The organism is Pseudomonas sp. SW-3 (genome assembly GCF_016615645.1).
In the GTDB taxonomy this organism is placed as follows: Bacteria; Pseudomonadota; Gammaproteobacteria; order Pseudomonadales; family Pseudomonadaceae; genus Aquipseudomonas; species Aquipseudomonas mandelii.
On record NZ_CP067098.1, the window covers coordinates 1,186,876 to 1,213,162 of the forward strand.

Annotated in this window: 23 protein-coding genes and 1 pseudogene; 12 read left to right on the plus strand and 12 right to left on the minus strand. The window is 59.4% G+C overall.

What is annotated here, in order from left to right:
- Position 1 precedes the first annotated feature (1 nt).
- The 4 genes from JIO00_RS05205 to yaaA form a co-directional block, all read right to left on the minus strand.
- Positions 2–1,171 carry an alginate biosynthesis protein Alg44 gene (locus JIO00_RS05205; RefSeq protein WP_077748266.1) on the minus strand — a complete coding sequence of 390 codons (1,170 nt, stop codon included), beginning with the start codon at positions 1,169–1,171 and terminating at the stop codon, positions 2–4.
- A gap of 36 nt (positions 1,172–1,207) precedes the next feature.
- Positions 1,208–2,689 (minus strand): mannuronan synthase, encoded by a 1,482-nt coding sequence (gene alg8, locus JIO00_RS05210; protein WP_370654476.1) that lies wholly within the window; start codon positions 2,687–2,689, stop codon positions 1,208–1,210.
- A gap of 227 nt (positions 2,690–2,916) precedes the next feature.
- The gene (locus tag JIO00_RS05215; protein WP_010463110.1) at positions 2,917–4,233 is read right to left on the minus strand and encodes a nucleotide sugar dehydrogenase; all 1,317 of its coding nucleotides are present in this window, start codon (positions 4,231–4,233) and stop codon (positions 2,917–2,919) included.
- An 808-nt stretch (positions 4,234–5,041) separates the two neighbouring features.
- Entirely contained in the window at positions 5,042–5,821 is a 780-nt protein-coding gene (yaaA, locus tag JIO00_RS05220; RefSeq protein ID WP_010463107.1) for a peroxide stress protein YaaA, read from the minus strand.
- 265 nt (positions 5,822–6,086) lie between these two features.
- Between yaaA and JIO00_RS05225 the strand changes: the two genes are divergently transcribed.
- The 6 genes from JIO00_RS05225 to JIO00_RS05250 all read left to right on the plus strand — a co-directional run bounded on the left by JIO00_RS05225 (position 6,087) and on the right by JIO00_RS05250 (position 11,442).
- Positions 6,087–7,211 (plus strand): polysaccharide deacetylase family protein, encoded by a 1,125-nt coding sequence (locus JIO00_RS05225; protein ID WP_042932353.1) that lies wholly within the window; start codon positions 6,087–6,089, stop codon positions 7,209–7,211.
- Between the two features lie 347 nt (positions 7,212–7,558).
- Positions 7,559–8,953 carry a PhoH family protein gene (locus JIO00_RS05230; protein WP_145306896.1) on the plus strand — a complete coding sequence of 465 codons (1,395 nt, stop codon included), beginning with the start codon at positions 7,559–7,561 and terminating at the stop codon, positions 8,951–8,953.
- Between the two features lie 238 nt (positions 8,954–9,191).
- Positions 9,192–9,665, plus strand: coding sequence for a cyclic pyranopterin monophosphate synthase MoaC (gene moaC, locus JIO00_RS05235; RefSeq protein WP_059406245.1), 474 nt, complete (start codon positions 9,192–9,194; stop codon positions 9,663–9,665).
- Complete coding sequence (gene moaD, locus JIO00_RS05240; RefSeq protein WP_010463101.1) at positions 9,662–9,904, plus strand: molybdopterin converting factor subunit 1; 243 nt, start codon at positions 9,662–9,664, stop codon at positions 9,902–9,904. The genes moaC and moaD overlap by 4 nt, the downstream gene beginning before the upstream one ends.
- Position 9,905: 1 nt before the next feature.
- Positions 9,906–10,358, plus strand: a complete 453-nt coding sequence (gene moaE, locus JIO00_RS05245) for a molybdopterin synthase catalytic subunit MoaE (protein ID WP_010463100.1) — start codon at positions 9,906–9,908, stop codon at positions 10,356–10,358.
- A gap of 307 nt (positions 10,359–10,665) precedes the next feature.
- Positions 10,666–11,442, plus strand: a complete 777-nt coding sequence (locus tag JIO00_RS05250; protein ID WP_010463099.1) for an ABC transporter substrate-binding protein — start codon at positions 10,666–10,668, stop codon at positions 11,440–11,442.
- 75 nt (positions 11,443–11,517) lie between these two features.
- On the opposite strand, the gene JIO00_RS05255 is transcribed toward JIO00_RS05250, so the two are convergent.
- The 5 genes from JIO00_RS05255 to JIO00_RS05275 all read right to left on the minus strand — a co-directional run bounded on the left by JIO00_RS05255 (position 11,518) and on the right by JIO00_RS05275 (position 16,814).
- A complete protein-coding gene (locus JIO00_RS05255; RefSeq protein WP_010463098.1) occupies positions 11,518–12,144 on the minus strand; it encodes a helix-turn-helix transcriptional regulator in 627 nt (208 codons plus the stop codon).
- A 90-nt stretch (positions 12,145–12,234) separates the two neighbouring features.
- The gene (locus tag JIO00_RS05260) at positions 12,235–13,362 is read right to left on the minus strand and encodes an NAD(P)/FAD-dependent oxidoreductase (protein WP_154503182.1); all 1,128 of its coding nucleotides are present in this window, start codon (positions 13,360–13,362) and stop codon (positions 12,235–12,237) included.
- A 148-nt stretch (positions 13,363–13,510) separates the two neighbouring features.
- Positions 13,511–14,458, minus strand: coding sequence for an ornithine cyclodeaminase family protein (locus JIO00_RS05265; protein ID WP_200667767.1), 948 nt, complete (start codon positions 14,456–14,458; stop codon positions 13,511–13,513).
- A 126-nt stretch (positions 14,459–14,584) separates the two neighbouring features.
- Positions 14,585–16,072 carry an ATP-dependent RNA helicase RhlB gene (gene rhlB, locus JIO00_RS05270; protein ID WP_042932351.1) on the minus strand — a complete coding sequence of 496 codons (1,488 nt, stop codon included), beginning with the start codon at positions 16,070–16,072 and terminating at the stop codon, positions 14,585–14,587.
- Between the two features lie 85 nt (positions 16,073–16,157).
- Positions 16,158–16,814 carry an alpha/beta hydrolase gene (locus JIO00_RS05275; protein ID WP_200667768.1) on the minus strand — a complete coding sequence of 219 codons (657 nt, stop codon included), beginning with the start codon at positions 16,812–16,814 and terminating at the stop codon, positions 16,158–16,160.
- A 468-nt stretch (positions 16,815–17,282) separates the two neighbouring features.
- Between JIO00_RS05275 and JIO00_RS05280 the strand changes: the two genes are divergently transcribed.
- The 6 genes and pseudogenes from JIO00_RS05280 (at position 17,283) to JIO00_RS05305 (ending at position 23,713) form a co-directional block, all read left to right on the plus strand.
- Positions 17,283–18,314: an amino acid ABC transporter substrate-binding protein gene (locus tag JIO00_RS05280; protein WP_010463093.1), complete on the plus strand. Its 1,032-nt coding sequence runs from the start codon at positions 17,283–17,285 to the stop codon at positions 18,312–18,314.
- A 65-nt stretch (positions 18,315–18,379) separates the two neighbouring features.
- Entirely contained in the window at positions 18,380–19,561 is a 1,182-nt protein-coding gene (locus JIO00_RS05285) for an amino acid ABC transporter permease (protein WP_010463092.1), read from the plus strand.
- A 10-nt stretch (positions 19,562–19,571) separates the two neighbouring features.
- Positions 19,572–20,668, plus strand: a pseudogene (locus JIO00_RS05290) (amino acid ABC transporter permease).
- Between the two features lie 10 nt (positions 20,669–20,678).
- Positions 20,679–21,443, plus strand: coding sequence for an amino acid ABC transporter ATP-binding protein (locus JIO00_RS05295; protein ID WP_010463090.1), 765 nt, complete (start codon positions 20,679–20,681; stop codon positions 21,441–21,443).
- 313 nt (positions 21,444–21,756) lie between these two features.
- Positions 21,757–22,416, plus strand: a complete 660-nt coding sequence (locus JIO00_RS05300) for a FadR/GntR family transcriptional regulator (protein WP_010463089.1) — start codon at positions 21,757–21,759, stop codon at positions 22,414–22,416.
- Positions 22,406–23,713: a CynX/NimT family MFS transporter gene (locus JIO00_RS05305; protein WP_010463088.1), complete on the plus strand. Its 1,308-nt coding sequence runs from the start codon at positions 22,406–22,408 to the stop codon at positions 23,711–23,713. Before JIO00_RS05300 ends, JIO00_RS05305 begins: the two co-directional genes overlap by 11 nt.
- A gap of 1 nt (position 23,714) precedes the next feature.
- On the opposite strand, the gene JIO00_RS05310 is transcribed toward JIO00_RS05305, so the two are convergent.
- The 3 genes from JIO00_RS05310 to JIO00_RS05320 form a co-directional block, all read right to left on the minus strand.
- A complete protein-coding gene (locus tag JIO00_RS05310; protein WP_010463087.1) occupies positions 23,715–24,365 on the minus strand; it encodes a DUF1120 domain-containing protein in 651 nt (216 codons plus the stop codon).
- 74 nt (positions 24,366–24,439) lie between these two features.
- On the minus strand, positions 24,440–25,060 hold the full coding sequence (locus tag JIO00_RS05315; protein WP_010463086.1) for a DUF1120 domain-containing protein: 621 nt from the start codon (positions 25,058–25,060) through the stop codon (positions 24,440–24,442).
- 82 nt (positions 25,061–25,142) lie between these two features.
- Positions 25,143–26,285 carry a DUF1120 domain-containing protein gene (locus JIO00_RS05320; protein ID WP_077748271.1) on the minus strand — a complete coding sequence of 381 codons (1,143 nt, stop codon included), beginning with the start codon at positions 26,283–26,285 and terminating at the stop codon, positions 25,143–25,145.
- Positions 26,286–26,287: the final 2 nt, after the last annotated feature.

The following is a 26,287-nucleotide window of genomic DNA, read 5'->3' on the forward strand; positions in this document are numbered from 1 at the left end:
CTTAAATACCGGCGGCCATGGCTTTGTCGATCAGCCAGTTCAGGTTCGGACCACGGGTGCTGTTCACTTCAACCGGGCGACCGGCGAACTTGCTGTCGAGTGGCTCGTCAGGCTGGATCAGCACGCGGATGTCCGAGGAAAGGTCGGCGCTTTTCAGGCTGGTGCTGCTGACGATCTTGCCGCTGCGGGTTTTGTCTTCACCGGCGATCTGGAAGCTGACCGTGTTGCCTGGCAGCACATCGCCGAACTGGCGATAGGAGAAGCGCGCTTCAACATTGGCTTCGCTGTTGCGCGGCACCAGTTGGAAGATCACGTCGCCTTTGCTGGCGTACTGACCGTCGGCGACCAGTTGCTGGGCCACGGTGCAATCGCACGGCGAGGTCAGGGTGCCGGTCATTTGCTTGCCGAACAGTTCTTCAACCTTGGCCGGTTGCAGTTGGTTGTCGTCCAGATGGCCCTTGAGTACGTCGAGCATGCTGGTGCTGAACGTTGCGAGCGGCGCGCCTTTGGCAGCAACGCCGTCAGCCTTGATCAGGCTCTGTACGGTGCCGTCGCGGGGCATGGTGATGTTCATGCCTGCCACGCTGACCAGGCCCGCCTGGGCGTGGCTGACGAAGTACATGCCGTACACCGACTTGAAGATGAAACCGAACGCTGCGAGGCCGACGATGAAAATCGCCAGGCTGAAGGTCACGGCGCGCAGACGACCGAACGCGGTCATGCCGTGGCCGCCGTCCTTCATCTTGCGCGCCTTGGTGAAGTTGTCGCGCTGCAGGGTGGCCAGCACTTCACCCATGCTGACGATGTCGCCGGCCAGGTGCGAGGTGATCAGGTGACGCAGGGTGGAAATATCCTGGGGTTCCAGGTTCTGGAACTGACAACCGATGCGGCCGGTCTGGCGGTCGACGGAGCGGATCAGCAATTCCACGTCCATGGCCAGACCGAGGTTATCGATGACGAATTGCAGGCGCGCCTTGTACACATCGCCGGTTTTCAGCGGCAGCTGACCGGCGTTGAAGGCCAGGCCGCCAGCGGAGAGGTCGATCACTCGAGCTTCTACCGGGGTCCGGTCGGGACCGAAGAAACGCAGCTTGGCCGGGATTTTCACTCGGGCGTGTTGGCGCTGGGCTTCTGACTCATGCACTACGTTGGCGTTGACGGCGGTATTCATAGGGGCGTTTTCCTGGTTAATTCAATAAGGGGGCGGTCAGACCATCATCAGCAGCACGGCAACAAAGATGCTGCCGGCGGAGAAGGTCATGGTCCGAGACGACCAGGTGTTGAACCAACGTTGAAAGCTGGCGAGGTCACGGGTCAGGGAAGTGGGCTGGCGAGTCCAGGACTGTTGGTCGAGGCGGAAGAACACGTAGATCTTCACCAGCGCGCCGACGATCTGGTTGTAATAGAGAATCGCCGGGTAGGCCGGGCCGATCCGGTGACCGGACAACGACAGCAGCACGGTCAGGATCAGGCGGGTAATGCCGATCCACAGCAGGTACACCAGGATGAACGCGGTGCCGTACTTGAAGCTGGCGATCAGCGCGACCGTCAAGCCCAGCAACGAGGTCCACATCGACACGCGCTGATCGAACAGCACCACCGAGGTGAACAGGCCGAGGCGTTTAACCCCCAGGCCCAGGGCGCGGGCGTTCTGGCGCAGGTTGTTGCCGTACCAGCGGAACATCAGTTTGCGACTGGCCTTGATGAAGCTTTTTTCCGGCGGATGCTCCACGGTGTGGATCGCGGCGTCCGGCACGTAGAACGTGTCGTAGCCCAGGCGCATCAGGCTGAACCAGCTCGACTTGTCGTCACCGGTCAGGAACTTGAAGCGGCCCAGGCGCCAGTGTTGCAGCGAGTCGCTTTCCACGTCGGCGATGAAGTCCGGGTTGGTGACCACGGTTGCGCGAAACACCGACATCCGGCCGGTCATGGTCAGTACGCGCTTGGACAAGGCCATCGAGCACATGTTGATGTGGCGCTGGGCGAATCGCAGTTTGTGCCATTCGCTCATGATGTAGCCGCCGCGCACTTCGCAGAACTCGTTGGTGGTCAGGCCGCCGACATTGCCGAACAGCTGGAACCACGGCACGGTCTTGAGCACGGTGCCCTCGGCGAGCACGGTGTCGCCATCGATCACTGCAACCACTGCGCGGTCGTCCGGCAGGTGGCGGGAGATGGCGCGGAAACCGTAGGCCAGGCCATCACGCTTGCCGGTGCCGGGAATGCGCACGAAGTCGAGCTTGACCCGATCCGGCGGATTCATCTTCGTCCAAAGGCTTTTCACCAGCTTTTCATCGGACATTTCGACGATGGAGCAGACCATGGTGGTCGGCAGGCCGCAGTCGATCGCTTCGCGAATGACGGAGGCGTAGACCTGGGCGGTGGTCAGCGCGTCGATACGGAAGCTGGTGACCATCAAGAAAACATGGGACGGGTTTGCCGCGTCACCCAGCTTGCGCACTTTGCGCCGCAGGTGCGGGTAGACCACGTACAGAAACAGCATCCCGCGCACAAAGTGCGTGGCGCCCATCGAGTAGCGCCAGATGCCGATGAAACCGATGAGGAAGATAAAATCCTTCGAATCGGAATCGAATGTGGACGCAGGCAACGCCATGGCGATGCCCATCAATAAACTTAGGTAAAACAGCCAACCGGCGGCCTGAAGTAGGCCGTGCTTTAGCCTGTGCATAATCTGCATCCGTCTCTATCTCGGGCGAGCCTGTGGGGTGGCCCGATGGGGTTAAGGCAGGCATAAAAAACCGTAGGAGCGAGGCTTGCCCGCGAACGCGGTGTGCCTGACACACCGCGTTGCCTGGTTCGCCGGCAAGCCTGGCTCCTACAGGAGCGAGGCGGTGTACCTGACACATCAAGTCGTCTGGTTCGCCGGCAAGCCTGGCTCCTACAGGGAACGGCTTGTTACCAGCAGATGCCTTCGGTACGACCGCTGACGCTGGTGGCTTTGGACATGAAGCCAACCAGGTCGACGACTTGCTTGCCGTGTGGAGCGTTCTGCGCCAGGGCGCGGAATTTCTCGTCACGGTTGCCGAGGATGATCACGTCGGAGTTGGCGATCACGTCGTCAAAGTCAGCGTTGAGCAAGGACGAGACGTGAGGGATCTTCGACTCGATGTAATCCTTGTTCGCGCCGTGGACACGGGCGTATTCGACGTTGCTGTCGTAGATGCTCAGGTCGTAGCCCTTGCCGATCAGCATTTCCGCCAGATCTACCAGCGGGCTTTCGCGCAGGTCATCGGTGCCGGCCTTGAAGCTCAGGCCCAGCAGGGCGACTTTGCGTTTGTCGTGGCTGGAAACGATGTCGAAGGCGTTCTGCACCTGGGACTCGTTACTGCGCATCAGCGAGTTCAGCAGCGGTGCTTCCACGTCCAGCGAGCCGGCGCGGTAGGTCAGGGCGCGAACGTCCTTCGGCAGGCAAGAGCCGCCGAACGCGAAGCCAGGACGCATGTAGTACTGGGACAGGTTCAGCGTCTTGTCCTGGCAGACCACCTCCATCACTTCACGGCCATCGACGCCGACAGCCTTGGCGATGTTGCCGATCTCGTTGGCGAAGGTCACCTTGGTGGCGTGCCACACGTTGCAGGTGTACTTGATCATCTCGGCGACAGCGATGTCCTTGCGGATGATCGGTGCGTCGAGCTCTTCGTACAGCGATTGCAGAACGTCGCCCGAGGCCTTGTCGAACTCGCCGATGACGGTCATTGGCGGCAGGTCGTAATCGGCGATCGCGGTGCTTTCACGCAGGAACTCAGGGTTCACTGCAACGCCGAAGTCGACACCGGCTTTCTTGCCGGAGCAGTCTTCGAGGATCGGGATGACAACGTTTGCGACAGTGCCCGGCAGCACGGTGCTGCGAACCACGATGGTGTGGCGGGTGGTCTTGTCGCGCAGGACAAAACCGATCTCGCGGCACACCGCTTCGATGTAGTTCAGTTCCAGGTCGCCGTTCTTCTTGCTCGGCGTACCGACGCAGATCATCGACAGGTCGGTGTCGCGAATCGCTTCGGCGAAGTTGGTCGTGCCGCGCAATTTGCCCGTCTCGATACCCTTCTTCAGCAGTTCGCCCAGACCCGGTTCAACGATCGGCGAACGGCCGGCGTTGATCATATCGATTTTGTCTTTGGCAACATCGACGCCAACGACGTCATGGCCCCGTGCAGACAGGCAACCGGCACATACTGCGCCGACGTAACCCAAACCAAATATGCTGATGCGCATCGCAATTACCTCTGTGTTTATCAAGCCATTACATGGCCGGAGTTAATGGTGTTCATCGTTATAGTGCACTCGCAAGTGCGGCCTTACGGGCGCCGCAGTGCCGCGTGCAGGCATACAAAGTTCCGAGTGTCTAAATAAGTGCACTCAAGATGTGCGCAACTAGGCCTTATTATTCTGATATGCCCTGTTATGCAGCCGATCTTCTAATCAGAGGACCGTGTGCAAAGGTCTTGCGCGCTCAATGCCAGGCAATAAGCCCGTAAATCAAGCGGTTGGGTGCTCAGGTGAGCACGTTTATAGGGGCGCAGCCTTGGCCTTGAAGGGGATATTGATAAGCGTATCTCCTGTCCTGTATGTGTTGCCCAAATTAGAGGTCCGGTCTGCAGAAGTTAATGTGACAACTTCGCTATGTGACGCTCTTCTCTGCGTAAGTTATCTCGTACATGCATCGAGAAAATCGTTACCGGTGGTATGAGCTACGCATTTGGACATAGTTCCGGCCCGCCCATCGCCGATTCTGAAATTTCTTGAAATATTGGGAAAGATGGCACTGCTCTCAGATTGATAGCACTTGCCGTTTGGCCCTTTATATATAGGCTTATTATCGAGTCAGATAGTTTTGTGCCACTACTGATAAAAAATTTCAGTGCCACTACTGAAAAAAAACATCAAAGTCGAGTGAAACTAAAGTTAGAAAATCAGGCGATGGATTTCTGGCGCCAATAAGTCGGCGAACAAGGCGGGGAATTGTTGGACGATCAGACGTCGACGCACGACGATTTTTTGCCGTCGTGCGCCGGTCAGGTGCTTACTCTGGCGCGTGATCGCGCAGGAACACCAGATGGTCCGGTTTAGACTGTTCGGCGCTGTAGCGATAGCCTTGAACGTCAAAGTTTTTGAGGTCTGCCGGGTCGTTGACGCGCTCTTCAATGACAAAACGACTCATCATTCCGCGCGCTTTTTTCGCGTAGAAGCTGATGATCTTGTATTGGCCGTTCTTAAGGTCCTTGAAGTCGGTATTAATAATGCGTGCGTTAAGGGCACTGCGTTTGACCGCCGAGAAGTACTCGTTGGAGGCCAGGTTCAACAACACGTCGTCGCCCTGATCGGCCAGGGCTTCGTTCAGCCATTCGCTGATCCGGGTGCCCCAGAACGCGTACAGGTCCTTGCCACGGGCATTCGCCAGTTTGGTGCCCATCTCCAGACGATACGGTTGCATCAGGTCCAGAGGACGCAGCAGGCCGTACAGGCCTGAGAGCATGCGCAAGTGCTGTTGCGCGTAATCGAAATCGGCTTCGCTGAAAGTTTGTGCGTTGAGGCCGGTGTAAACGTCACCCTTGAAGGCGAGCAATGCCTGCTTGGCGTTTTCCGGTGTGAACGCTGGCGTCCAGCTGCCGAAACGCGCGGCGTTGAGGCCGCCGATCTTGTCGGAGACGTGCATCAACTCACTGATCTGCGCGGGCGTCAGGTCGCGCAGTTGCATGATCAATTCCTGGGAGTGGTCCAGGTATTGCGGCTGGGTGAAGCGCTGGGTCGCCGGCGGTGTTTCGTAGTCGAGGGTCTTGGCGGGGGAAATCACCATCAGCATGAAGTCGTCTCCTTTAATCGTGGGGGCGATTCTAGGGGGTTGGACCGGTTGACTCCAGCTATCAAGTCCATAGGTGATCGGTGGTGTTGCACAAACCCTGCAGGAGCAAGGCTTGCCCGCGAAGGCGGTGTGCCAGTTACCGGTGATGCCAACTGACACACCGCCTTCGCGGGCAAGCCTCGCTCCTACGGGGGTCAGTGCGGCTGCGGGAATATGGGCAGGATCAGCTATAGTGCCGCGCGGGTTTTGTTATGGAGACATCCCATTGCGTATCGTTTTTCTATTATCGGCCTGGCTATTGAGCTTTGGTGCCATGGCGGCGCCGGGCGATGTGGCGACGCTTGATCGCAGCACCTGGCCGGAAAAGCTCAGCAGCCCGACGCTGTTCGACGTGGCATCACGCGCCGAAATCCTCATGTTTTCGCGGGTGCTGCTGGCGAGCGAGTCGCTGGATGAAGCGAGCCTGGCCCAGCGTCTGGGCCTGCGCAAGATTAATCTGGAGGCCGTCAACAACCTGCGCCAGCGCCTGTGGCAGCGACTGCTGACCAACTACAACTTCGCCCAGCAGAGCTGCGATCAGGATGCCTCCTTCTGTTTCCTCGTCGAGGACATGGACACCCTGCGCCAGCAAGCGGCCAAGTTTCAGGTCAGCGACGACAGCTATTACATCAAGTGGTCGGAGCCGAGCCGGTTGTTCCACGCCCAGTATCTGGATGAGCAACTGCGCAAGGCGGCCCTGTTTCCGCAGAGCAGCAGCGAAGTCGATCGTTTTGGTGACTATGAGCGCAACGGCGAAGAGATGCATGACCGGCTGTTTTTGCTGACGTTCGACAGCGCCGCCAATATCACGCCGGACAACACCGGCTGGGTCACCGAGTACCTGCGCAAGTCGAACATGAGCGGCACCTTCTTCGTCCTGGGCAAAGACATTCAGGCGCGTCTGGCCGAGCGCTCGGTGGCCAGTCTGCAAGCGACCTATTCAACGCAGTGCATTGGCGTGCAAGGCTGGGAGTTTCGCTCCCACAGCCACTGGCAGGACTGGCAGGACTCGGTGCGCCGCAGCGTCGAGCTGGTCAAAAGCAAACTGCCGGAGAATTACGTGCCGCTGTTCCGTCCGCCCGATGGCCAGCGTCGTTCTGACGCCGAAGGCTTCTTCAAGGCTCAGGGTTTGCAGGTGGCACTGTGGGACATCGATGCCCAGGATGGCGCCGGCAAGCTCAAGGGCAACCCGAGCGCCCAGCGCGTGTTGACGCTGATGCTGCTATGGCGACATGGGGTGATCAACTTCAATGTGAAGCAGGATGCGGTGAAAACGGCGATGCCCTGGCTCATCACGCAAACGGCGCAAAGCGGGATCGGTTGGGAGGACTGTCAGGACGCGTTTCGCTGAAACCGTAAAAAGCCCGGAATCATTGGGGAGGAGGGCGCGGCGGGGTGATTTTCGAGCAGATTTCGATGCAGGCGGACTTCCGACTTTAACGGGGTGATGGCCATCCGCCTAGTGCTATTGGTCACTCTGAAAAATAAACTTCAAAAAAACGTCAAAGTACTTTTTTCTGTCATGGGTTTTGGAGTATTACGAAGACAGACCGCCGAAACCTGCAACACAGGTGGCGTCTTCCAAGACCCTACTTGTTCGCAGTTCACTTGAATCCTCGCAGGTGAATTCGGTGGCCACTTCGAGGCGCAGCACTGTCACGGTATTGCGTCGAATGGCTCCCACAAAGGTGACCGAGTATGGATGATCACGGACGTAGTTCTTCCTCCAACCAGCCAATCCTTTATGTACTCGATACCAACGTATTGATTCACGATCCAAACGCCCTGCTTAATTTCGAAGAACACCACGTTGCCATCCCGATGACCGTGCTTGAGGAGCTGGACAAGCTCAAGAGCGGGCATCACAGCGTGGCCGCAGAATGCCGTCAGGCGATTCGCCTGATCGACAAGACCCTGGGCGATGCCAGCCCCGAAGACGTCGAGCTCGGTGTGCCGATCCAGCGCGGCAAGAGTGGGCCCAAGGGTTTGCTGTCAATTCTGATGAGCAAGCGTGCCGAACCGAACATCATTCTTCCCGAACACCTGAACGACAACATCATCATCAACCAGTTGATCGACCTGCACGCGCGCGAGCCGAAACTGCCCGTGGTGCTGGTCACCAAAGACATCAACATGCGCCTCAAGGCCCGGGCGTGCGGGATCGCGGCCGAGGACTACAGCACCGACCAACTGGTCGATGATGTGTCGCTGCTACCCAACGGTTATCACAACATGGACGGCTCCTTCTGGGACAGGGTGAGGAATGTCGAAACCCGTCAGGATCACGGTCGCACCTGGCATCAGGTGCAATTGATCGACAACCTGCCGGCCGTCCACATCAACGAGTTCATCATTGACGAACAGGGCTTCGTCGGCTGGATCAAGGAGATAGAGGAAGACCGGCTGCTGATCCTTGACCTGCACCAGGAACCGCTGCTGCACCAGGAAGCGTGGGGCCTTAAACCCCGTGACATCTATCAGAGCCTGGCGCTATACGCCTTGCTTGACCCGGACATCCACCTGGTCAACCTGTCGGGTGCTGCCGGCTCCGGTAAAACCATCCTGGCCCTGGCGGCGGCGATCGAGCAGACCATGGTCAGCAAGCGCTACCGCCGGATCATCGCGACGCGCAGCGTGCAGGGCCTGGACCAGGAAATCGGTTTCCTGCCCGGCACCGAAGCGGAAAAAATGGAGCCTTGGCTGGGCGCCATCACCGACAACCTTGAAGCCTTGCACATGGATGACGAAAACACCCATGGCAGCGTCGATTACATCCTCAGCAAAGTGCCGTTGCAGTTCAAATCCCTCAACTACATTCGAGGCCGCAGCTTCCAGCAGAGTCTGATCCTGATTGATGAATGCCAGAACCTGACACCGCACCAGATGAAAACCATCATCACCCGTGCCGGCGCCGGTTCCAAAGTGGTGTGCCTGGGCAACCTGGCGCAGATCGACACCCCTTACCTGTCCGCGACCAGCTCCGGATTGACATACCTGACCGAACGCTTCAAGGATTTCCCCAACGGTGTACACATCACCCTGCAAGGGGTGCCACGTTCGATTCTGGCCGAATACGCCGAAACGCATTTGTAACTACGTCACCAGAACCGGGCGGCCCCAAAAGCCGCCCGGTTTTTTTATGCCCAACACAAATCCCCTTGCAGGAGCGAGGCTTGCCCGCGAAGACGACCGCACATTCAACATCAATCTGTCTGACACGCCGCCTTCGCGGGCAAGCCTCGCTCCTGCAAGGGCCATTCATCCAATAATCAAACGTGCGGAAATTTGACCCACAGGTTTACAATCGACGCTCCTGATCAGGAGTAAACCTGTGCTGACTCATCTCGATTCCCAAGGTCGCGCCAATATGGTCGACGTCACCGAAAAAGCCGTGACGTTCCGTGAGGCAACCGCTCAAGCGCTGGTGCGCATGCTCCCCGAAACCCTGCAGATGATCGTCAGCGGCGGTCACCCCAAGGGTGATGTGTTCGCCGTGGCGCGCATCGCCGGCATTCAGGCTGCGAAGAAGACCAGCGATCTGATTCCCCTGTGCCATCCGCTGATGCTCACCGGCGTCAAGGTCGAGCTGAGTGCCGAAGGCGATGACACCGTGCGCATCGTCGCGCGCTGCAAGTTGTCCGGGCAGACTGGCGTCGAGATGGAAGCCCTGACCGCCGCCAGTGTCGCCGCGCTGACGATCTACGACATGTGCAAGGCCGTGGACCGTGGCATGACCATCGAAAGCGTGCGGCTGCTGGAAAAACTCGGTGGCAAGAGCGGCCATTTCCAGGCAGATCAACCATGAACGTCACCGTGAAGTTTTTTGCCCGCTACCGCGAAGCGCTTGGCGTGGACTCAATCAAGGTTGAAGGCGATTTCGCCACGGTCGACGACGTCCGTGCATTGCTGGCTCAGCGTGACGGTGCCGAGGTGCTGAGCGAGCAGAACTTGATGTGCGCCCGCAACGAGGACCTCTGCCAGCTCGACGAACCGGTGACTGACGGTGACGAAGTGGCGTTCTTTCCGACCGTGACCGGGGGCTGACATGGCGATTCGCGTGCAGTCCACGGCCTTCGATCCGGGTGCTGAAGTCAATGCCATGCACGCCGCCAATGTCGGCGTCGGGGCGGTGGTGAGTTTTGTCGGCTATGTGCGCGACTTCAATGACGGGCTCGATGTGTCCGGGATGTTTCTCGAGCACTATCCGGGCATGACCGAAAAGGCCCTCGGCAAAATCGCCCTGGAGGCTGAACAGCGCTGGCCGCTGCTCAAGCTTGAAGTGCTGCACCGGATCGGCGCCCTTGAACCGGGCGAACCGATCGTCTTCGTCGGCGCCGCCAGCGCCCATCGCCAGGCGGCGTTCGACGCCTGCGCCTTTGTCATGGACTACCTGAAAACCCGTGCGCCGTTCTGGAAGAAGGAAAACACCCGAGACGGACCGCGTTGGGTGGAAGGGCGTGACAGCGATCATACGGCGGCGGATCGCTGGAAGCAGTGATTCCTGCGGTGTCTGCCAGTATGCCTTCGCGGGCAAGCCTCGCTCCTACAGGTTTTGTGTCGTGCGCACATTTTGTGAACAACACAAAACCTGTAGGAGCGAGGCTTGCCCGCGAAGAGGCCATCAGCAACACCAAAAATCCCAATGACCCTCGCCCGACCACCGGCCGGCACATCTCCATTCTCCCCAATTGACGGCTAATACATAAAAGTCCAGTATGGAATTATAAGTACAAAAAAGGTATTTCCCCGTTTCCAGCTCTTTCTTCTGTCTTGCCAAACCAACAACAACCCGCGAGAGAACGAACATGAAGAAATTCCCCCTCATCACCGGTCTGGCGCTGAGCCTGTTCGCGTGCAGCACGCTGTTCGCCGCCGAAAAAACCCTGCGCATCGGCATCGAAGCCGCTTATCCGCCCTTCGCGTCGAAAACCGACAAGGGCGAGATCGTCGGTTTCGACTACGACATCGGCAATGCCCTGTGTGCGCAAATGAAGGTCAAGTGCGTGTGGGTCGAAGGCGAGTTCGACGGTCTGATTCCTTCCCTGAAAGTGAAAAAAATCGACATGGCGCTGTCGTCCATGACCATCAACGAAGACCGCAAGAAGTCGGTGGATTTCTCCCACAAGTACTACTTCACTTCATCGCGTCTGGTGATGAAGGAAGGCGCGTCCGTGGATGACCAATACGCCAGCCTCAAGGGCAAGACTGTCGGTGTACAGCGCGCCACCACCACCGACCGTTACGCCACCGAGGTGTTTGAACCGAAGGGCATCAACGTCAAGCGCTACGGCAACAACGAAGAAATCTACATGGACCTGGCAGCCGGTCGCCTCGACGCCATTTTTGCCGACACCATCCCGTTGAGTGACTTCCTGGCGATGCCGCGTGGCAAGGGCTATGCCTTTGTCGGGCCGGAGTTGAAGGATCCGAAGTACGTGGGCGAGGGTGCCGGGATTGCGGTGCGCAAGGGCAACACCGAGCTGGTGAGCCAGTTGAATACTGCCATTGATGGCATTCGTGCGAGTGGCGAGTATCAGAAGATTTCCGAGAAGTACTTCAAGGCTGACATCTACGGCGATTGATCAACCGCATCGCAGGAACGCTGCCGGGCGGCGTTCCTGCGATGGCGTCAGATCAGGCAACAACCACCTCAGGGCTCAGCCCTTCAATTCCTTCAAATGCTTGTAAACAGTCGCCCGCCCCATGTTCAGCACATTGGCCACATAGTTCGAAGCGCTTTTGCCCTTGAAGGCCCCTTCGGCGTGCAACGCCAGCACCAGTTCACGTTTGTGGTCGCGCGTCAGCAGGTTCAGGCTCAGCTGGCGTTCGCGCAGCCAGGCGTGCAGGAAGGTATTGATGCGCTCCTGCCAGTCATCACGAAACAGAGAGTCCGGCTGCGGAATCAGTTTGCTTGGTGACAGGAACAGGTCGAGCGCGGCCTTGGCATTTTCGAACAGCGAGATGTTCAGGTTGATGCACAGCACCGCCAGCGGGTGACCGTCGCTGTCGCGCAAGACACTGCTCAGGCTGCGAATCTTCTGGCCATCCCAATTGAGCTTTTCGTAGGGCCCGATGTTCCGTTCGCTGACATCGTCGCTGAGCATGTCCTCGAGTGCCGCGTCATCTCCCACTTCCCGCTTGGACAGATTGTTGGCGATGTAATCGATTTTTTGCGTGCGCAGATCGTGCAGCACCACCTCGGCATGAGGGAAGAACAACGTAGCGATCGCATCGGCGATCGCCCGGTAGTTGTCCATGGCCGGGTCTTTTTCAGGTGCGTTCATACGGTGGAACTCCAGGCAGCGTCAGCGCCCTGCAAAAAGGGCGCTGGAAGTTTGCCGCAATCGGGTCGACACGTCACCTGAGGACGAAAATCAACCCAGGCGGGCAGGGGAGAGCATCTCGGCGTCCAGGCCGAAACGGCTGAGCTGTTCGGGCAAGGCTTCACCGCGTACCAGCGCTGCGCTGGCCTGGCCCATGGCAGGTGATGTCTGGATGCCGTAGCCGCCTTGCGCCGCGACCCAGAACAGCCCTGGCACATGTTGATCGAAGCCGCAGATCAGGTCTCCGTCCGTTACGAAGCTGCGCAGACCGGCCCAGGTGCGGGTCGGACGGCGGATGGTCAGCGTGGTGGCTTCTTCTATCTGGTAGATGCCCATCGCGATGTCCAGCTCTTCGGGCTGCACGTCGTGCGGCTCCACCGGGTCGGCGTTGGCTGGCGAGCCGAGGAACATTCCGGCGTCGGGTTTCATGTAGAACGATTCGTCGAGGCTGACCAGCATCGGCCAATGGTGGATGTCCACGCCCTCGGGGCCGGCGAAGATGAACGCCGCGCGCCGCTTCGGTTGCAGGCCCAACGACTTGGCGCCAGCCAGCGAGCCGATCTTGTCGGCCCACGCGCCTGCCGCGTTGATGATGATCGGTGCGCTGAAAGTCTGGTTGTTGGTTTGAACCTGCCACATGCCTTCTGCATTGCGGGTCAGGCTCAGCACTTCGCTGTCGGTGTGGACTTCGCCTTTATTGCGACGGATACCGCGCAAGTAACCCTGGTGCAGGGCATCGGTGTCGATGTCGCTGGCAGTCGGGTCGTAGATCGCACCATGGACTTTTTCACGGCGCAGGATCGGCAGGCGCGCGCAGGCTTCGTCGGCACTGAGCAGTTGCATTTCCGCCACCGTGGCCTTGGCGCTCAGGTATTGATTGTTCAGTTCGGCCGGGTCGCCGGTGAAGTCCACGGTCATCTCGCCACGCGGAGTCAGCAGCGGGTGTTCGCAGAAACCGACTGGCGGGGCGTCGAAGAATTCGCGGCTGGCCTGGGTCAGCGCGCGAACCTGCGGTGTGCCATACGCGGCGGTGTAGAGCGCAGCGGAGCGTCCGGTGGAGTGATAAGCCGGATGGGATTCGCGTTCGAGCACAATCACCCGAGCATGCTGCGACAGCCAGAAACCGGTGGAAGCGCCGGCAATCCCGCCGCCGATGATGATGAAATCTGCCTGGCTCATGAACGTCTCCTGTCGAGCGCAAATGCCGAAATTGTGGAAGTCCCCTGTGGGAGCAAGCTTGCTCGCGATAGCGTTGGGTCAGTCGATACCAATGTTGACTGATTAACCGCTATCGCGAGCAGGCTCGCTCCCACAGGGGATTGTGGTGTCAGTGTTGTAGGCGGTAGATGGCATTGGCCAGTGCGATGTCTTCCAGGCCCAGGCCGATCGAACGAAAGAACACATGACGGTCGTAGTCGGGACGCGGGACCTTTTCGCTGAGCAAATCAGGCAGGTCGCCGACAATCAAGCACTTGTCCCAGCCATGTTGTTCCCCCGCAATCAGCATTTCGCCCGCCGAGCCCGGGGTAGTCAGACGATAGTCGCAGAACACCTGCATGTCATTGAGGCTCTGCGGCGGGACTTCATGGGCGCGCGGGGCGTTGGTGCTGATGGAGGTGATCAGCGCCGGTTTGCTCAGCTTCGAGGGATCGATCACCGGGCCGGCGGACGAGGTGCACAGCATGATCACGTCGGCATCTTCAATCGCCGCTTCGCGACTGTCGGCGATGGTCAGGCGTGGATCGAGGCGTTTCAGCTGTGCCAGCGTTTCAGGGTTCTTATCGCTCAGGCTCGGGGAATAGAGGCTGATGCTTTGCCAGTCACGCAGATCTTTAACGTAATGCAAATGCGCCTGAGCCACCTTGCCGCTACCGATAATCGCCAGGCGCTGCACCTTCAGCGGAGCGAGGGCATCGACGGCGACGGCGGTGGTCGCGGCCGTGCGTGCGGTGGTCAGTTCGCCGGCATCGCACAGCAGTAACGGTTGGCCGGTCTGCATCGACATCAACAATGTCCAGGCCGTCACCAGCGGACCTTGTTCGCGCACGATGTACGGCGAAGTCTTGACCCCGTAGACGCCGTCTTCAGCCAGCACGCCCAGATAGTTGATGAAGTCGCCGGCACCCTGAGGGAACTCCACCAGCTGTTGCGCCGGTTGCACCGCTAGCCCGGCCGCCAGGTCGCGAAACAGCTTGCGCAGGATCTGCGGCACGTCGACCTGCGCCAGCAGTTCACGGGCCTGGGGTTGGGTGATCACATAAGGCGTACTGGACATGGTCGGCTCCGGGCGCTGAAAGTAAACTAATTTGTCCATTATGGACTTTTAGTTGTATCGAGCAACATCGGGACGAAAAAAAAGCGCAGTCCGTTTCCGGCTGCGCCTCTTTCAGCAAGGGCCGAGTTACGGACGCTTGCGCTCAACCGCCCGAAGTAGATGCGTCGGCGGTGTTTCACAGCTGATTTTCCGACCCAGCAATGCCTCGATGGACGGTAGCTGGTAGGAGTCATCTTCACCGGCGAAGCTGATGGACACACCCTCTGCGCCAGCACGACCGGTACGGCCGATGCGGTGCACGTAGTCGTCCGGGACTTCCGGCAGGGTGAAGTTGATCACGTGGCTGATGCCGTCGATGTGGATGCCGCGACCGGCCACATCAGTGGCGACCAGTACGCGGATCTTGCCTTCGCGGAAACCTTCCAGGGTCTTGATGCGCTTGTGCTGCGGCACGTCGCCGGACAGTTGCGCGGCGTTGACGCCGTCACGCACCAGGCGCTCTTCAATGCGCCGCACTTCATCCTTGCGGTTGGCAAACACCATCACCCGCTCCCAGCCGTTGTCGTTGACCAGGTTGTAGAGCAGTTTGTATTTGTCGGCACCGGCGACGGCGTAGATGTGTTGCTCGACGTTTTCGCTGGCCACGTTCTGCGATTCGATCTCGACGATCGACGGGTCGGTGGTCCATTGCTTGGCGAGATTCATCACGTCTTCGGTGAAGGTTGCGGAGAACAGCAGCGTCTGACGTTCGTTCTTCGGCGGTGTCTGGCGAATGATCTGGCGCACTTGCGGGATGAAACCCATGTCGAGCATGCGGTCGGCTTCGTCCAGCACCATGACTTCGACCATGTCCAGATGCACGTCACCGCGCTGGTTGAAGTCGAGCAGGCGGCCCGGGGTGGCCACGAGGATGTCGCAGTGACGGGCTTCGAGGTGCTTGAGCTGCTTGTCGAAGTCCATGCCGCCGACAAACGTCATGACGTTGAGGCCGGTGTACTTGGTCAGGTCGGCGGCGTCCTTGGCGATCTGCACCACCAGCTCGCGGGTTGGCGCGATGATCAGCGCCCGCGGTTCACCCATGTAGCGTTCCTTGGGTGGCGGGGTTTCCAGCAGTTGCGTGATGATAGAAATCAGGAACGCGGCGGTTTTGCCAGTGCCGGTCTGGGCGCGACCGATGGCGTCTTTGCCCGCGAGGGTGAAGCCGAGCACTTGCGCCTGGATCGGCGTGCAGTACGGGAAGCCCAGGTCCTGGATGGCGTGCATCAATTCCGGGGCGAGTTTGAAATCGTGGAAACGGGTTTTGCCTTCCTGGGGTTCAACGGCGAAGTCTTCGAGTTTCCAGGGAATGACCGGCGCTTTCGGTTTCGGTTCGCGACGCGGTTTTGCCGGTTTCGGCGATTCGCTGCGCGGTGGCTCGGCGGCGACAATCTCGACAGGTGGGGCGGCCGGTGTGGTCACAGGCTCGTGTTTCGGTGCCGCTACGGTTGCGGTCCGGCCAGGCTGATTACCGTCGGTGCGGTGGCTGGGGATATGAGACGGAGCGCTGGGAACTGGCGCGAGCTGCTCAGTCTCGCTTTTACCGAACATTTTCTTGAGTGCTTTGAGCACGGTCATCTCATCAATTGGTTAAGGAATATACGCCGGCCAGTGTAATGCAAGAATCGGGCGCGGCGTAGTGGGATGGATCAATGGGTAGCTTTTAGCGTAAACGCTCGGCCAGCCAGACGCCGATGTCGCGAATTTCTTCGGGTAACACTTCGTGGCCCATTGGGTATTCCTGCCATGTCACGGTGACACCATGCTGCTTTAAAAACTCGTAGGCGGTGCGGCCCATCGAGTTTTGAACGACGTCATCGTACTGGCCATGCAACGACAGCACGGGAATGCGTTGCTGGCTGGCCGAAAGCTCCATTTCATCGCTGAAGGTCGGTGCGTAAGTCGAGAGGGCAAGTACGCCACCCAGCGGCCCCTGCCACTTCAGGAAAGCGGTGTGCAAGACCACGGCGCCACCCTGGGAAAAACCTGCCAGAAAGATACGCGAGGCGTCTATTCCGCTGGCGCGCTGCTCTTCAATCAAATCAAAGACTCGCTGCGCCGACGTTTCCAGCTGCTCACGACTGATCGCGCGCGCCGGGCTCATGGCCAATATGTCGTACCAGCTCGGCATCTCGTAACCGCCGTTGATGGTCACGGCGCGGGTCGGTGCCTGGGGCAGAACGAAGCGGGTGGTCAGCAGGGTTTCCTGCAAGGCTTCGGCAACCGGCAGAAAGTCGTAGCGGTCGGCGCCCAGGCCGTGCAGCCATATAACGCAGGCGTCTGGGGGCTTTACGGGTTGAAGAATCAAGGGCTCGGTCATGGTTGCTCCAATTTTGTGCGTGCGCTCTCATTAAGTGCGAGATGTGAGTGCGCGTCGGGTTGATCCGTTAAGAAGATGTCGCAAGGTTACAAGTTTTGCTATTGACCTGTCCCTTAACCGCATCGGCGAGCGGTCTGGTACGGGCTTTGCTATGTGAAAGCGGTGCAACCCATCTCGCGCCTTGCGGTAACACTATCAGTGTACTGCTGGCAGCGGGATAGCAAAGAATCCGGTGATGGATGTTCGCCAGTGGCCGCTACGGGCTTCGCGAACGTGAAAGGGCTACAGCCCGTTCGGCCGATTGGTGAGAAGTGAGTTGTCCATGATGTGGATTTTCTCTTACTAGACTCATAGCTAAGGTCTTTACGTCGGTTGACCCCAAAAAAAGCCAACACGGGTCGACTACGCCTCATAAGGGTGCGACTGGACTCACGCTCCGACACAACAAGAGCAAAACTGGAGGTTTGAATGAAGATGTTGAAATCCACCCTGGCCATCGTGACTGCAGCTGCAGTGCTCGGTGTCAGCGGGTTCGCTCAGGCGGGTGCAACCCTGGATGCAGTGCAGAAGAAAGGTTTCGTACAGTGCGGTGTCAGTGACGGTCTGCCGGGTTTCTCGGTTCCGGACTCCACTGGCAAGATCATCGGTATCGATGCTGACTTCTGCCGCGCTGTGGCCGCTGCCGTTTTCGGCGATGCGACCAAGGTCAAGTTCAGCCAGTTGAACGCCAAAGAGCGCTTCACCGCGCTGCAGTCCGGCGAAATTGACATTCTGTCGCGCAACACCACCATGACCAGCTCCCGTGACGCGGGCATGGGCCTGAAGTTCCCAGGCTTCATCACCTACTACGACGGCATTGGCTTCCTGGTAAATAGCAAGCTGGGCGTCAAGAGTGCCAAAGAGCTCGACGGTGCGACCATCTGCATCCAGGCCGGTACCACCACTGAGCTGAACGTTTCCGACTACTTCCGCGGCAACGGTCTGAAATACACCCCGATCACCTTCGACACCTCCGATGAAAGCGCCAAGTCGCTGGAATCCGGTCGTTGCGACGTACTGACCTCGGACAAGTCCCAACTGTTCGCTCAGCGCAGCAAGCTGGCTTCGCCGAAGGACTACGTGGTTCTGCCGGAAACCATTTCCAAGGAACCGCTGGGCCCGGTCGTGCGTAACGGCGACGACGAGTGGCTGGCCATTGTTCGCTGGGTAGGCTACGCCATGCTCAACGCTGAAGAGGCTGGTGTCACTTCGAAGAACGTCGAAGCCGAAGCCAAGTCCACCAAGAATCCGGACGTCGCACGTATGCTGGGTACCGACGGCGAGTACGGCAAAGACTTGAAAGTGAAGAAGGACTGGGTCGTCCAGATCGTCAAGCAAGTGGGCAACTATGGCGAAGTGTTCGAGAAAAACCTCGGCAAAGGCACTCCGCTGGAAATCGACCGCGGGCTGAACGCCTTGTGGAACGCTGGCGGCATTCAATACGCACCACCAGTGCGCTGATGGTTCTATCACCCGGTGGGCCAACCACCGGGTGATGTTCTGTTCCATTACATCCGGGGCACTTCATGCAAAATTCAATCGGCGCACCAAAGCAGAGGCTCAGCCTCAGCGATCCCAAAGTGCGTGCGTGGCTATTTCAGATCATCACCATTGTGGCGGTGGTCTCCATGGGCTGGTATCTGTTCGATAACACCCAGACCAACTTGCAACACCGGGGCATTACTTCCGGCTTCAGCTTTCTGGAGCGCAGTGCCGGTTTCGGCATCGCTCAAACCCTGATCGACTACACCGAATCGGACAGCTATGCCCGAGTGTTTGTCATCGGCCTGCTCAATACCCTGCTGGTGACCTTCATCGGGGTCATCCTGGCGACGCTCCTCGGTTTCATCGTCGGCGTTTCACGCCTGTCGAAGAACTGGATCATTGCCAAGCTGGCGACTGTTTATGTGGAAGTCTTCCGCAACATTCCGCCGCTGCTGCAAATCCTGTTCTGGTACTTCGCGGTGTTCCTGACCATGCCAGGGCCACGTAACAGCCATAACTTCGGCGACACCTTCTTCGTCAGCAGCCGCGGCCTGAACATGCCGGCCGCGTTGACGGCGGATGGTTTCTGGCCGTTTGTGGTCAGCATCGTCGTGGCCATTGTCGCCATCGTGCTGATGAGCCGCTGGGCGACCAAACGCTTCGAAGCGACCGGCGTACCGTTCCATAAATTCTGGGTCGGCCTGGCGCTGTTCCTGGTGATCCCGGCGCTGTGCGCATTGATCTTCGGCGCGCCAGTGCACTGGGAAATGCCGAAGCTGCAAGGTTTCAACTTCGTTGGTGGCTGGGTGCTGATCCCGGAACTGCTGGCGCTGACCCTGGCCCTGACCGTGTACACCGCGGCGTTCATCGCCGAGATCGTGCGTTCGGGTATCAAGTCGGTCAGCCACGGCCAGACCGAAGCGGCGCACTCGTTGGGCCTGCGCAACGGTCCGACCCTGCGCAAGGTGATCATCCCGCAAGCCATGCGTGTGATCATTCCACCGCTGACCAGCCAATACCTGAACCTGGCGAAGAACTCCTCGCTGGCGGCCGGTATCGGTTATCCGGAAATGGTGTCCTTGTTTGCCGGTACGGTGCTGAACCAGACCGGGCAGGCGATCGAGGTGATTGCCATCACCATGAGCGTGTACCTGGCGATCAGTATCAGCATTTCCCTGCTGATGAACTGGTACAACAAGCGCATTGCGCTGATCGAGCGGTAAGGAAAAGCGCATGAGTACTCATACTTTCAAACCCGACATGCCACCACCGAGCAAAGTCTTCGGGCCGATGGCGTGGATGCGCGCGAACATGTTCTCCAGCTGGCTGAACACCGCGCTGACCCTGTTCGCGTTCTACCTGATTTACCTGGTGGTGCCGCCGATCCTGCATTGGGCGATCCTGGACGCCAACTGGGTCGGCACGTCCCAGGCCGACTGCACCAAGGAAGGCGCCTGCTGGGTGTTCATCCAGCAGCGCTTCGGCCAGTTCATGTACGGCTATTACCCGCCGGTACTGCGTTGGCGCGTAGACCTGACCGTGTGGCTGGCAGTCATCGGCGTGGCACCGTTGTTCATCTCGCGCTTCCCGCGTAAAGCGGTTTACGGCCTGAGCTTCCTGGTGCTGTACCCGATCATTGCCTGGTGCCTGTTGCATGGCGGCGTTTTCGGCCTGACCCAGGTGGCGACCAGCCAATGGGGCGGCCTGATGCTGACCCTGGTGATCGCCACCGTCGGTATTGCCGGTGCGTTGCCGCTGGGGATCGTGCTGGCGCTGGGCCGTCGTTCGAACATGCCGGCGATTCGAGTGGTCTGCGTGACCTTCATCGAATTCTGGCGCGGCGTGCCGTTGATTACGGTGCTGTTCATGTCCGGTGATGCTGCCGTTGTTCCTGCCTGAAGGCATGAACTTCGACAAACTGCTGCGGGCGCTGATCGGCGTGATCCTGTTCCAGTCGGCCTATGTTGCCGAAGTGGTGCGTGGCGGTCTGCAAGCGATTCCCAAAGGTCAGTACGAAGCAGCCGCAGCGATGGGCCTCGGTTACTGGCGCAGCATGGGGCTGGTGATTCTGCCGCAAGCCCTGAAGTTGGTGATTCCTGGCATCGTCAACACCTTCATTGCGCTGTTTCAAGGACACCAGCCTGGTGATCATCATCGGCCTGTTCGACCTGCTCAACAGCGTCAAACAAGCTGCCGCCGACCCGAAATGGTTGGGCATGGCCACCGAAGGCTATGTGTTCGCGGCCCTGGTGTTCTGGATTTTCTGTTTCGGTATGTCGCGCTATTCCATGCATCTGGAACGCAAGCTCGACACTGGCCACAAGCGTTAGGAGTTCTGTAATGAGCGAAGCAATCAAAAAGCCTGTGAGCCCTGAAGGCATTATTCAGATGCAGGGCGTGAACAAGTGGTACGGCCAGTTCCACGTGCTGAAAGATATCAACCTGAACGTCAAGCAGGGCGAGCGAATCGTCCTGTGCGGCCCGTCGGGTTCCGGCAAGTCGACCACCATCCGCTGCCTCAACCGTCTGGAAGAACACCAGCAGGGGCGCATCGTGGTCGATGGCGTGGAATTGACCAACGACCTCAAGCAGATCGAAACGGTCCGTCGTGAAGTCGGCATGGTGTTCCAGCACTTCAACCTGTTCCCGCACCTGACCATCCTGCAGAACTGCACGCTGGCACCGATGTGGGTGCGCAAGATGCCCAAGCGCCAGGCCGAAGAAATCGCCATGCATTACCTGGAGCGCGTCCGCATTCCGGAACAGGCGCATAAATTCCCGGGACAACTGTCCGGTGGTCAGCAGCAGCGTGTGGCGATTGCCCGTGCTTTGTGCATGAAACCGAAAATCATGCTGTTCGACGAACCGACTTCGGCACTCGACCCGGAAATGGTGAAAGAGGTGCTCGACACCATGATCGGCCTCGCCGAAGACGGCATGACCATGCTCTGCGTGACCCACGAAATGGGCTTCGCCCGCACCGTGGCCAATCGTGTGATCTTCATGGACAAGGGTGAAATCGTCGAGCAGGCTGCGCCGAACGACTTCTTCGACAACCCGCAGAACGATCGGACGAAGATGTTCCTGAGCCAGATCCTGCATTGATCGGCACTTGGCAGTGAAATAAACCCGGACAGTGTTCCGGGTTTATTTTTGTCTGCGGTTTGCAGTCAGGATGCGAGCGCGGAGGGGGGATGATCGATCGAGGTCCACCAATAGACGTTGCAAGTCTGCACCCTCTTGAAGTATTTGCACGTCGCCCAGTAATTCTGGATGCCGATCAAGCAAAGGGTAATTCTTACTAATCGAAAATCCCGCTTCCTCTCCTGCCCTTTGAACTTGGGCGGTTGCCGTCCTACGCATAGCTGACTAACATGTCAGAAAATTCATCCTATGATTGGATGAAAGGGCGAATCCTATGTCAGACATTTCTCCACTCGTTAAGCGATCCCTGGTCGATCAGGCCCTGGATCAACTGCGCCAACGCATCAACGCTGGCGCCTGGCAGGTCGGCCAGCGTTTACCCACAGAGCCAGAGCTGTCCGCCGAGTTGGGCATCAGCCGCAACACCGTGCGTGAAGCCATGCGTGTATTGGCGTTTTCCGGTTTGATCGAAATCCGTCAGGGCGACGGCAGCTATTTGCGGGCGGTGATCGATCCACTGGACACCATGAAAGCCTTGTCGCGCTGCTCCCATGAACAGGCCCGCGAGACCCGGCACATCCTTGAAGTCGAAGCCATCGGTCTCGCTGCTCTGCGCCGAACGGATGAGGATCTGGTGGCCTTGCGCGAAGCATTGGGTGTCAGCGGCAGCCACTATCACGGCGATCTCGACAGCTACATCGCCTGCGATCTGGTGTTCCACCGCCGTCTGGTGGACGCCGCGCACAACCCGACCCTCAGCGAGCTGTATCGCTATTTCTCCAGCATCGTCGGCGCGCATTTGCGCCAGACCCTGAACATCACCCCGCGACGCCAAGAGGTGTTCGACCTGCATATCGAACTGCTTGATGCCGTCGAGCAACGCGACCCGGAACGGGCCAAAGCCCTGTCTAGGCAGTTGATCAATGAACCTTGAAACCGAGAACTCCATGTCGAGCCGCAACAGCAACATCACTCAACCCAAGCGCACGGCAGAACTCGAAGAGCTGCTGATCGACGCCGAGGCCGATGACGAAGAGGTCCAGCAGCGTCATCCCGTCCTGCGTCGCCCATGGCTGTTGCTGCTGGGGCTGATCCTGGTGGCGCTGAACCTGCGTCCGGCGTTGTCGAGCATGGCGCCGATGCTCAGCGAAGTGTCGAAGACCCTCGGCCTGTCGGCGGCCCAGGCCGGGTTGCTGACGACGTTGCCGGTGCTCTGTCTCGGCTTGTTTGCTCCGCTAGCGCCCTTGCTGGCGCGACGTTTTGGCGCCGAGCGCGTGGTGTTGGGCATTCTGTTGATGCTGGCCGGCGGAATCATTCTGCGCAGTTCATTCGGTGAGATCGGCCTGTTCGCCGGCAGTGTGCTGGGCGGCGCGAGCATCGGTGTGATTGGCGTTTTGTTACCGGGCATCGTCAAGCGCGACTTCCCGAAACAGGCCGGCACCATGACCGGCGTGTACACCATGGCCCTGTGTCTGGGCGCGGCGATGGCGGCGGGGGCGACCGTGCCGCTGAGCGAGCATTTCGATAACAGCTGGGCCTTGGGCCTCGGTTTCTGGGTAGTGCCTGCGCTGGTCGCGGCGGTTTTCTGGTTGCCGCAAGTGGGGCAGAAACACGGCGCACATAACGTCGCGTATCGGGTTCGCGGCCTATTGCGTGATCCGCTGGCCTGGCAAGTCACGTTGTACATGGGCCTGCAATCATCCCTGGCGTACATCGTCTTTGGCTGGTTGCCCTCGATCCTGATCGGTCGCGGCCTGACCCCGACCCAGGCCGGTCTGGTGCTCTCGGGTTCGGTGATCGTCCAGTTGGCCAGTTCTCTGGCGGCGCCCTGGCTGGCGACGCGCGGCAAGGATCAGCGGCTGGCGATCGTGGTGGTCATGCTGCTGACCCTCGGCGGCCTGTTCGGCTGTCTCTATGCACCGATCGAAGGCCTGTGGGGCTGGGCGATCCTGCTCGGCCTGGGGCAGGGCGGTGCATTCAGTCTCGCGTTGACCCTGATCGTGCTGCGCTCGCGCGATGCCCATGTGGCGGCCAACCTGTCGAGCATGGCCCAGGGCTTCGGTTACACCCTGGCGTCGATGGGGCCGTTCGCGGTCGGGATCGTGCATGACTGGACGGGCGGCTGGACCGCGTTGGGCTGGATCTTTGGCGTGATCGGCCTCGGCGCCATCGTTGCCGGCCTCGGCGCCGGGCGTTCGCTGTACGTTCAGGTCGTCAGCGAAAAGGTCTGAACTACAGGTAAACAACGTCCAGGGTCGCCGAGCCGTCGAGTTGCACTTCGGCACTCAGGTCCAGTTCGGAGGTGGGCGCGATGACCGTTTCGACCGTCACCCGGCTGGTCAGGTTGCGGATGGCTATCGGGCCGGCGCTGCTGCCTGCGCTGTCGGTAAAGCCGAGATAGCTTCGGGAGCCCATCGGGATGGGCTGGCTGTTCGACGGGCTCCAGGCTTTGCCCCCCGTGGTCGAGTCGGTTCGATAGACCTGCGTCAGGTCGTCCACCACCGTGCTGGCAGGATCGAAGTTCAGCGAATACAAGCCGATTTTATTGTGGCTGTGGTCGTGGTTCAGGCCGTAGTAAATCTCGCTGTTGACGATGGCCGAGCCGTCGCGGTTGTCGCGCATCAGCAGAGCAAAACGCGTGAGCGCATTGCACTGAATGTTGAGGTCGAGTGTCTGGTCGCGCAGTCGAGTGCGTTTGTCGACGTTCAGGTCTTGCCGGGAGATTTTTCCGTAATCGACGAGGCCGCTGTTGGACAGCATCGGGGTGCAGGCAAGTGGGGTGATGAGGCCTGTGACCCTCAGGTCTGTCGATGAGGTGGCCAAGGTGAGCGGCGACGTCAGGACGAAGATCGCCATCGTCAGCGCGTGTGGAGTCTTTTTCATGGGACAGGTTTCGCTGTGTGTGGTGAGCGGAATCAGTCCTTGCCCGAAGCAGGACCTCGGGCAAGATGCACGGCTTACAGGTACTTCATTTCAAATGTGGCTGAACCGTCGATAGTGACATCGTCGGTTAAGGTGAGGCTATCGGCGCGGGCAATGAAGGTGTAGATCATCAGTTCCATCGTGAGGTCTTTCACGGAGATTGGCGTGAGAGTGCCGACAGCGCTTACCGATGTGAGGTTATCCTTCAGGATCTGATAGATGCGCGTCCAACTCGCACCGTTATCAGTTGATCTGATCGAGTGCACAGGTTGTCCGTCCGCAAGCGCGCTTTGGATCGATGGCGTGAAATAACCTATTTTTTCGTTATTGCTGGTCAGGCCCAATCCGAAATACAGGTTGGACGATGATGTTCCTGCTTTGTTATCAATACCGTTAAGTGCAAATGGCGTTGACGCGTCACACGCGACCGTCAGCTGTATCGGATGACTGCCTACTATCGTGTCACTTGTCAGGTTGAGGTCTTTTGCCTGCACCTGGCCGACGTCGACCGTTCCTCCATCGGACAACGAAGGAGTGCACGCTCTCGGCGTGATGAGACCTGTGACAGTCAGGTCAATGCTCGAAGCCGCCACTGCATAAGGCGCAACGCCAATCAGTGCGGTGGCGGAGAGTGCTGCAAAGTACTTTTTGATCATTATTTGCTCACTTCTAGGGTTGTGTCCTGACTGCCCCGGGCCGCTCAAGTGCGCCCCGAAACCAGCAGGATCGGGCTGGGTGTTACAGGTAAATAATCTCGATCGTCCCCGCGCCATCGAGCTCGATGGCGCGGCTCAGGTCCAGGCTGTGGGTGGGGGCGATAACGGCGTCGACGGTCACGGTGGTGCTGAGGTTCTGGATCAGCACCGGGCCGGCACTGCTGCCGTCGTTGTCGGTGAACGCCAGGTAACGGCTTTTGCCGATAGCGATCGGGTTGGCGCTGCCGGTGTTCCAGGCTGTGCCGGCGATGCTGGAGTGGGTTTGATAAAGGCGGGCGAAGCCGTCGGCATTGGCGTCGGCCGGGTCGACGTGCAGTGAAAAACGGCCAATCCTGTTGCCGCTGCCGTCCTTGCCCAGGCCGTAGTCGATCTCGCTATCGAGCATCGCCGAGCCTGAGCGGTTGTCGTGCATGATCAAGGCGAAGGACGTCGGCGCGTCGCAGCCGACCCTCAGCGTCAAGGACTTGGGCGGCAGGCGTGTGTCCTGGTCTGCGTGCAGGTCTTTTTTCGACAGGGTGCCGAAGTCGACCACGCCGCCGTTGGACAGCACCGGCTCGCAGGCCGCCGGAGCGAAGCGGGCGCGCAAGGTCGCCTCGCGGGTGCGTCCGGCGGCGACGGCGTCGAACACCCCGAAGGCTTCCCAGGTCACCGCGTCACGCACCTGCATGCCTTGCTCTTGAACCCAGGCCGTCAGCTGAAGCTGGGCCGAGAAACTGCGCCCTTGCACCGCCACGCCGGCCTGCACCGGGACGATCCCGTGCTCCGGTCGCCAGATCAGGCTCGACGCCATTTCTGCCGGCGGCTGACCGACCCCGGCAATCAACCCGATCTCGACCGATTGGCCATCGAGCACGGCATCGCGAATACGCATCTGATAGCTGCCGCGTTCGGCAAAGTGAAAGCGTTCGGCGGTCGCGGCCATCGCCCGGTAGAACAGGCTCATGTCGATGGGCTGCGCACAGCTCAAGGTCAGGCTGAGCTGGCGTTCACCGAGGTTGCGCTCCGGTGCGGCATCAGGCCGTATCGCCCGGTTCATCAGCCCGTAATCGAGCACCGGCTGGCTCAGGTTGAACTGGCAGTCGTCCATGGACGCCGAGGCCACTGGCGTGAATCCACTCAGTGCCAGGAGCGCGAGGGTCAATAGCAGAAAGTGCAACAGGTTCATGA

Excerpts from the sequence above, each read along its gene's own strand:
- JIO00_RS05205 (WP_077748266.1), bottom strand. The coding sequence starts at position 1,171 with ATGAATACCGCCGTCAACGCCAACGTAGTGCATGAGTCAGAAGCCCAG.
- alg8 (WP_370654476.1), bottom strand. The coding sequence starts at position 2,689 with ATGCACAGGCTAAAGCACGGCCTACTTCAGGCCGCCGGTTGGCTGTTT.
- JIO00_RS05215 (WP_010463110.1), bottom strand. The coding sequence starts at position 4,233 with ATGCGCATCAGCATATTTGGTTTGGGTTACGTCGGCGCAGTATGTGCC.
- yaaA (WP_010463107.1), bottom strand. The coding sequence starts at position 5,821 with ATGCTGATGGTGATTTCCCCCGCCAAGACCCTCGACTACGAAACACCG.
- JIO00_RS05230 (WP_145306896.1), top strand. The coding sequence starts at position 7,559 with ATGGATGATCACGGACGTAGTTCTTCCTCCAACCAGCCAATCCTTTAT.
- moaD (WP_010463101.1), top strand. The coding sequence starts at position 9,662 with ATGAACGTCACCGTGAAGTTTTTTGCCCGCTACCGCGAAGCGCTTGGC.
- moaE (WP_010463100.1), top strand. The coding sequence starts at position 9,906 with ATGGCGATTCGCGTGCAGTCCACGGCCTTCGATCCGGGTGCTGAAGTC.
- JIO00_RS05250 (WP_010463099.1), top strand. The coding sequence starts at position 10,666 with ATGAAGAAATTCCCCCTCATCACCGGTCTGGCGCTGAGCCTGTTCGCG.
- JIO00_RS05255 (WP_010463098.1), bottom strand. The coding sequence starts at position 12,144 with ATGAACGCACCTGAAAAAGACCCGGCCATGGACAACTACCGGGCGATC.
- JIO00_RS05260 (WP_154503182.1), bottom strand. The coding sequence starts at position 13,362 with ATGAGCCAGGCAGATTTCATCATCATCGGCGGCGGGATTGCCGGCGCT.
- JIO00_RS05265 (WP_200667767.1), bottom strand. The coding sequence starts at position 14,458 with ATGTCCAGTACGCCTTATGTGATCACCCAACCCCAGGCCCGTGAACTG.
- rhlB (WP_042932351.1), bottom strand. The coding sequence starts at position 16,072 with ATGACCGTGCTCAAAGCACTCAAGAAAATGTTCGGTAAAAGCGAGACT.
- JIO00_RS05275 (WP_200667768.1), bottom strand. The coding sequence starts at position 16,814 with ATGACCGAGCCCTTGATTCTTCAACCCGTAAAGCCCCCAGACGCCTGC.
- JIO00_RS05280 (WP_010463093.1), top strand. The coding sequence starts at position 17,283 with ATGAAGATGTTGAAATCCACCCTGGCCATCGTGACTGCAGCTGCAGTG.
- JIO00_RS05285 (WP_010463092.1), top strand. The coding sequence starts at position 18,380 with ATGCAAAATTCAATCGGCGCACCAAAGCAGAGGCTCAGCCTCAGCGAT.
- JIO00_RS05295 (WP_010463090.1), top strand. The coding sequence starts at position 20,679 with ATGAGCGAAGCAATCAAAAAGCCTGTGAGCCCTGAAGGCATTATTCAG.
- JIO00_RS05300 (WP_010463089.1), top strand. The coding sequence starts at position 21,757 with ATGTCAGACATTTCTCCACTCGTTAAGCGATCCCTGGTCGATCAGGCC.
- JIO00_RS05305 (WP_010463088.1), top strand. The coding sequence starts at position 22,406 with ATGAACCTTGAAACCGAGAACTCCATGTCGAGCCGCAACAGCAACATC.
- JIO00_RS05310 (WP_010463087.1), bottom strand. The coding sequence starts at position 24,365 with ATGAAAAAGACTCCACACGCGCTGACGATGGCGATCTTCGTCCTGACG.
- JIO00_RS05315 (WP_010463086.1), bottom strand. The coding sequence starts at position 25,060 with ATGATCAAAAAGTACTTTGCAGCACTCTCCGCCACCGCACTGATTGGC.
- JIO00_RS05320 (WP_077748271.1), bottom strand. The coding sequence starts at position 26,285 with ATGAACCTGTTGCACTTTCTGCTATTGACCCTCGCGCTCCTGGCACTG.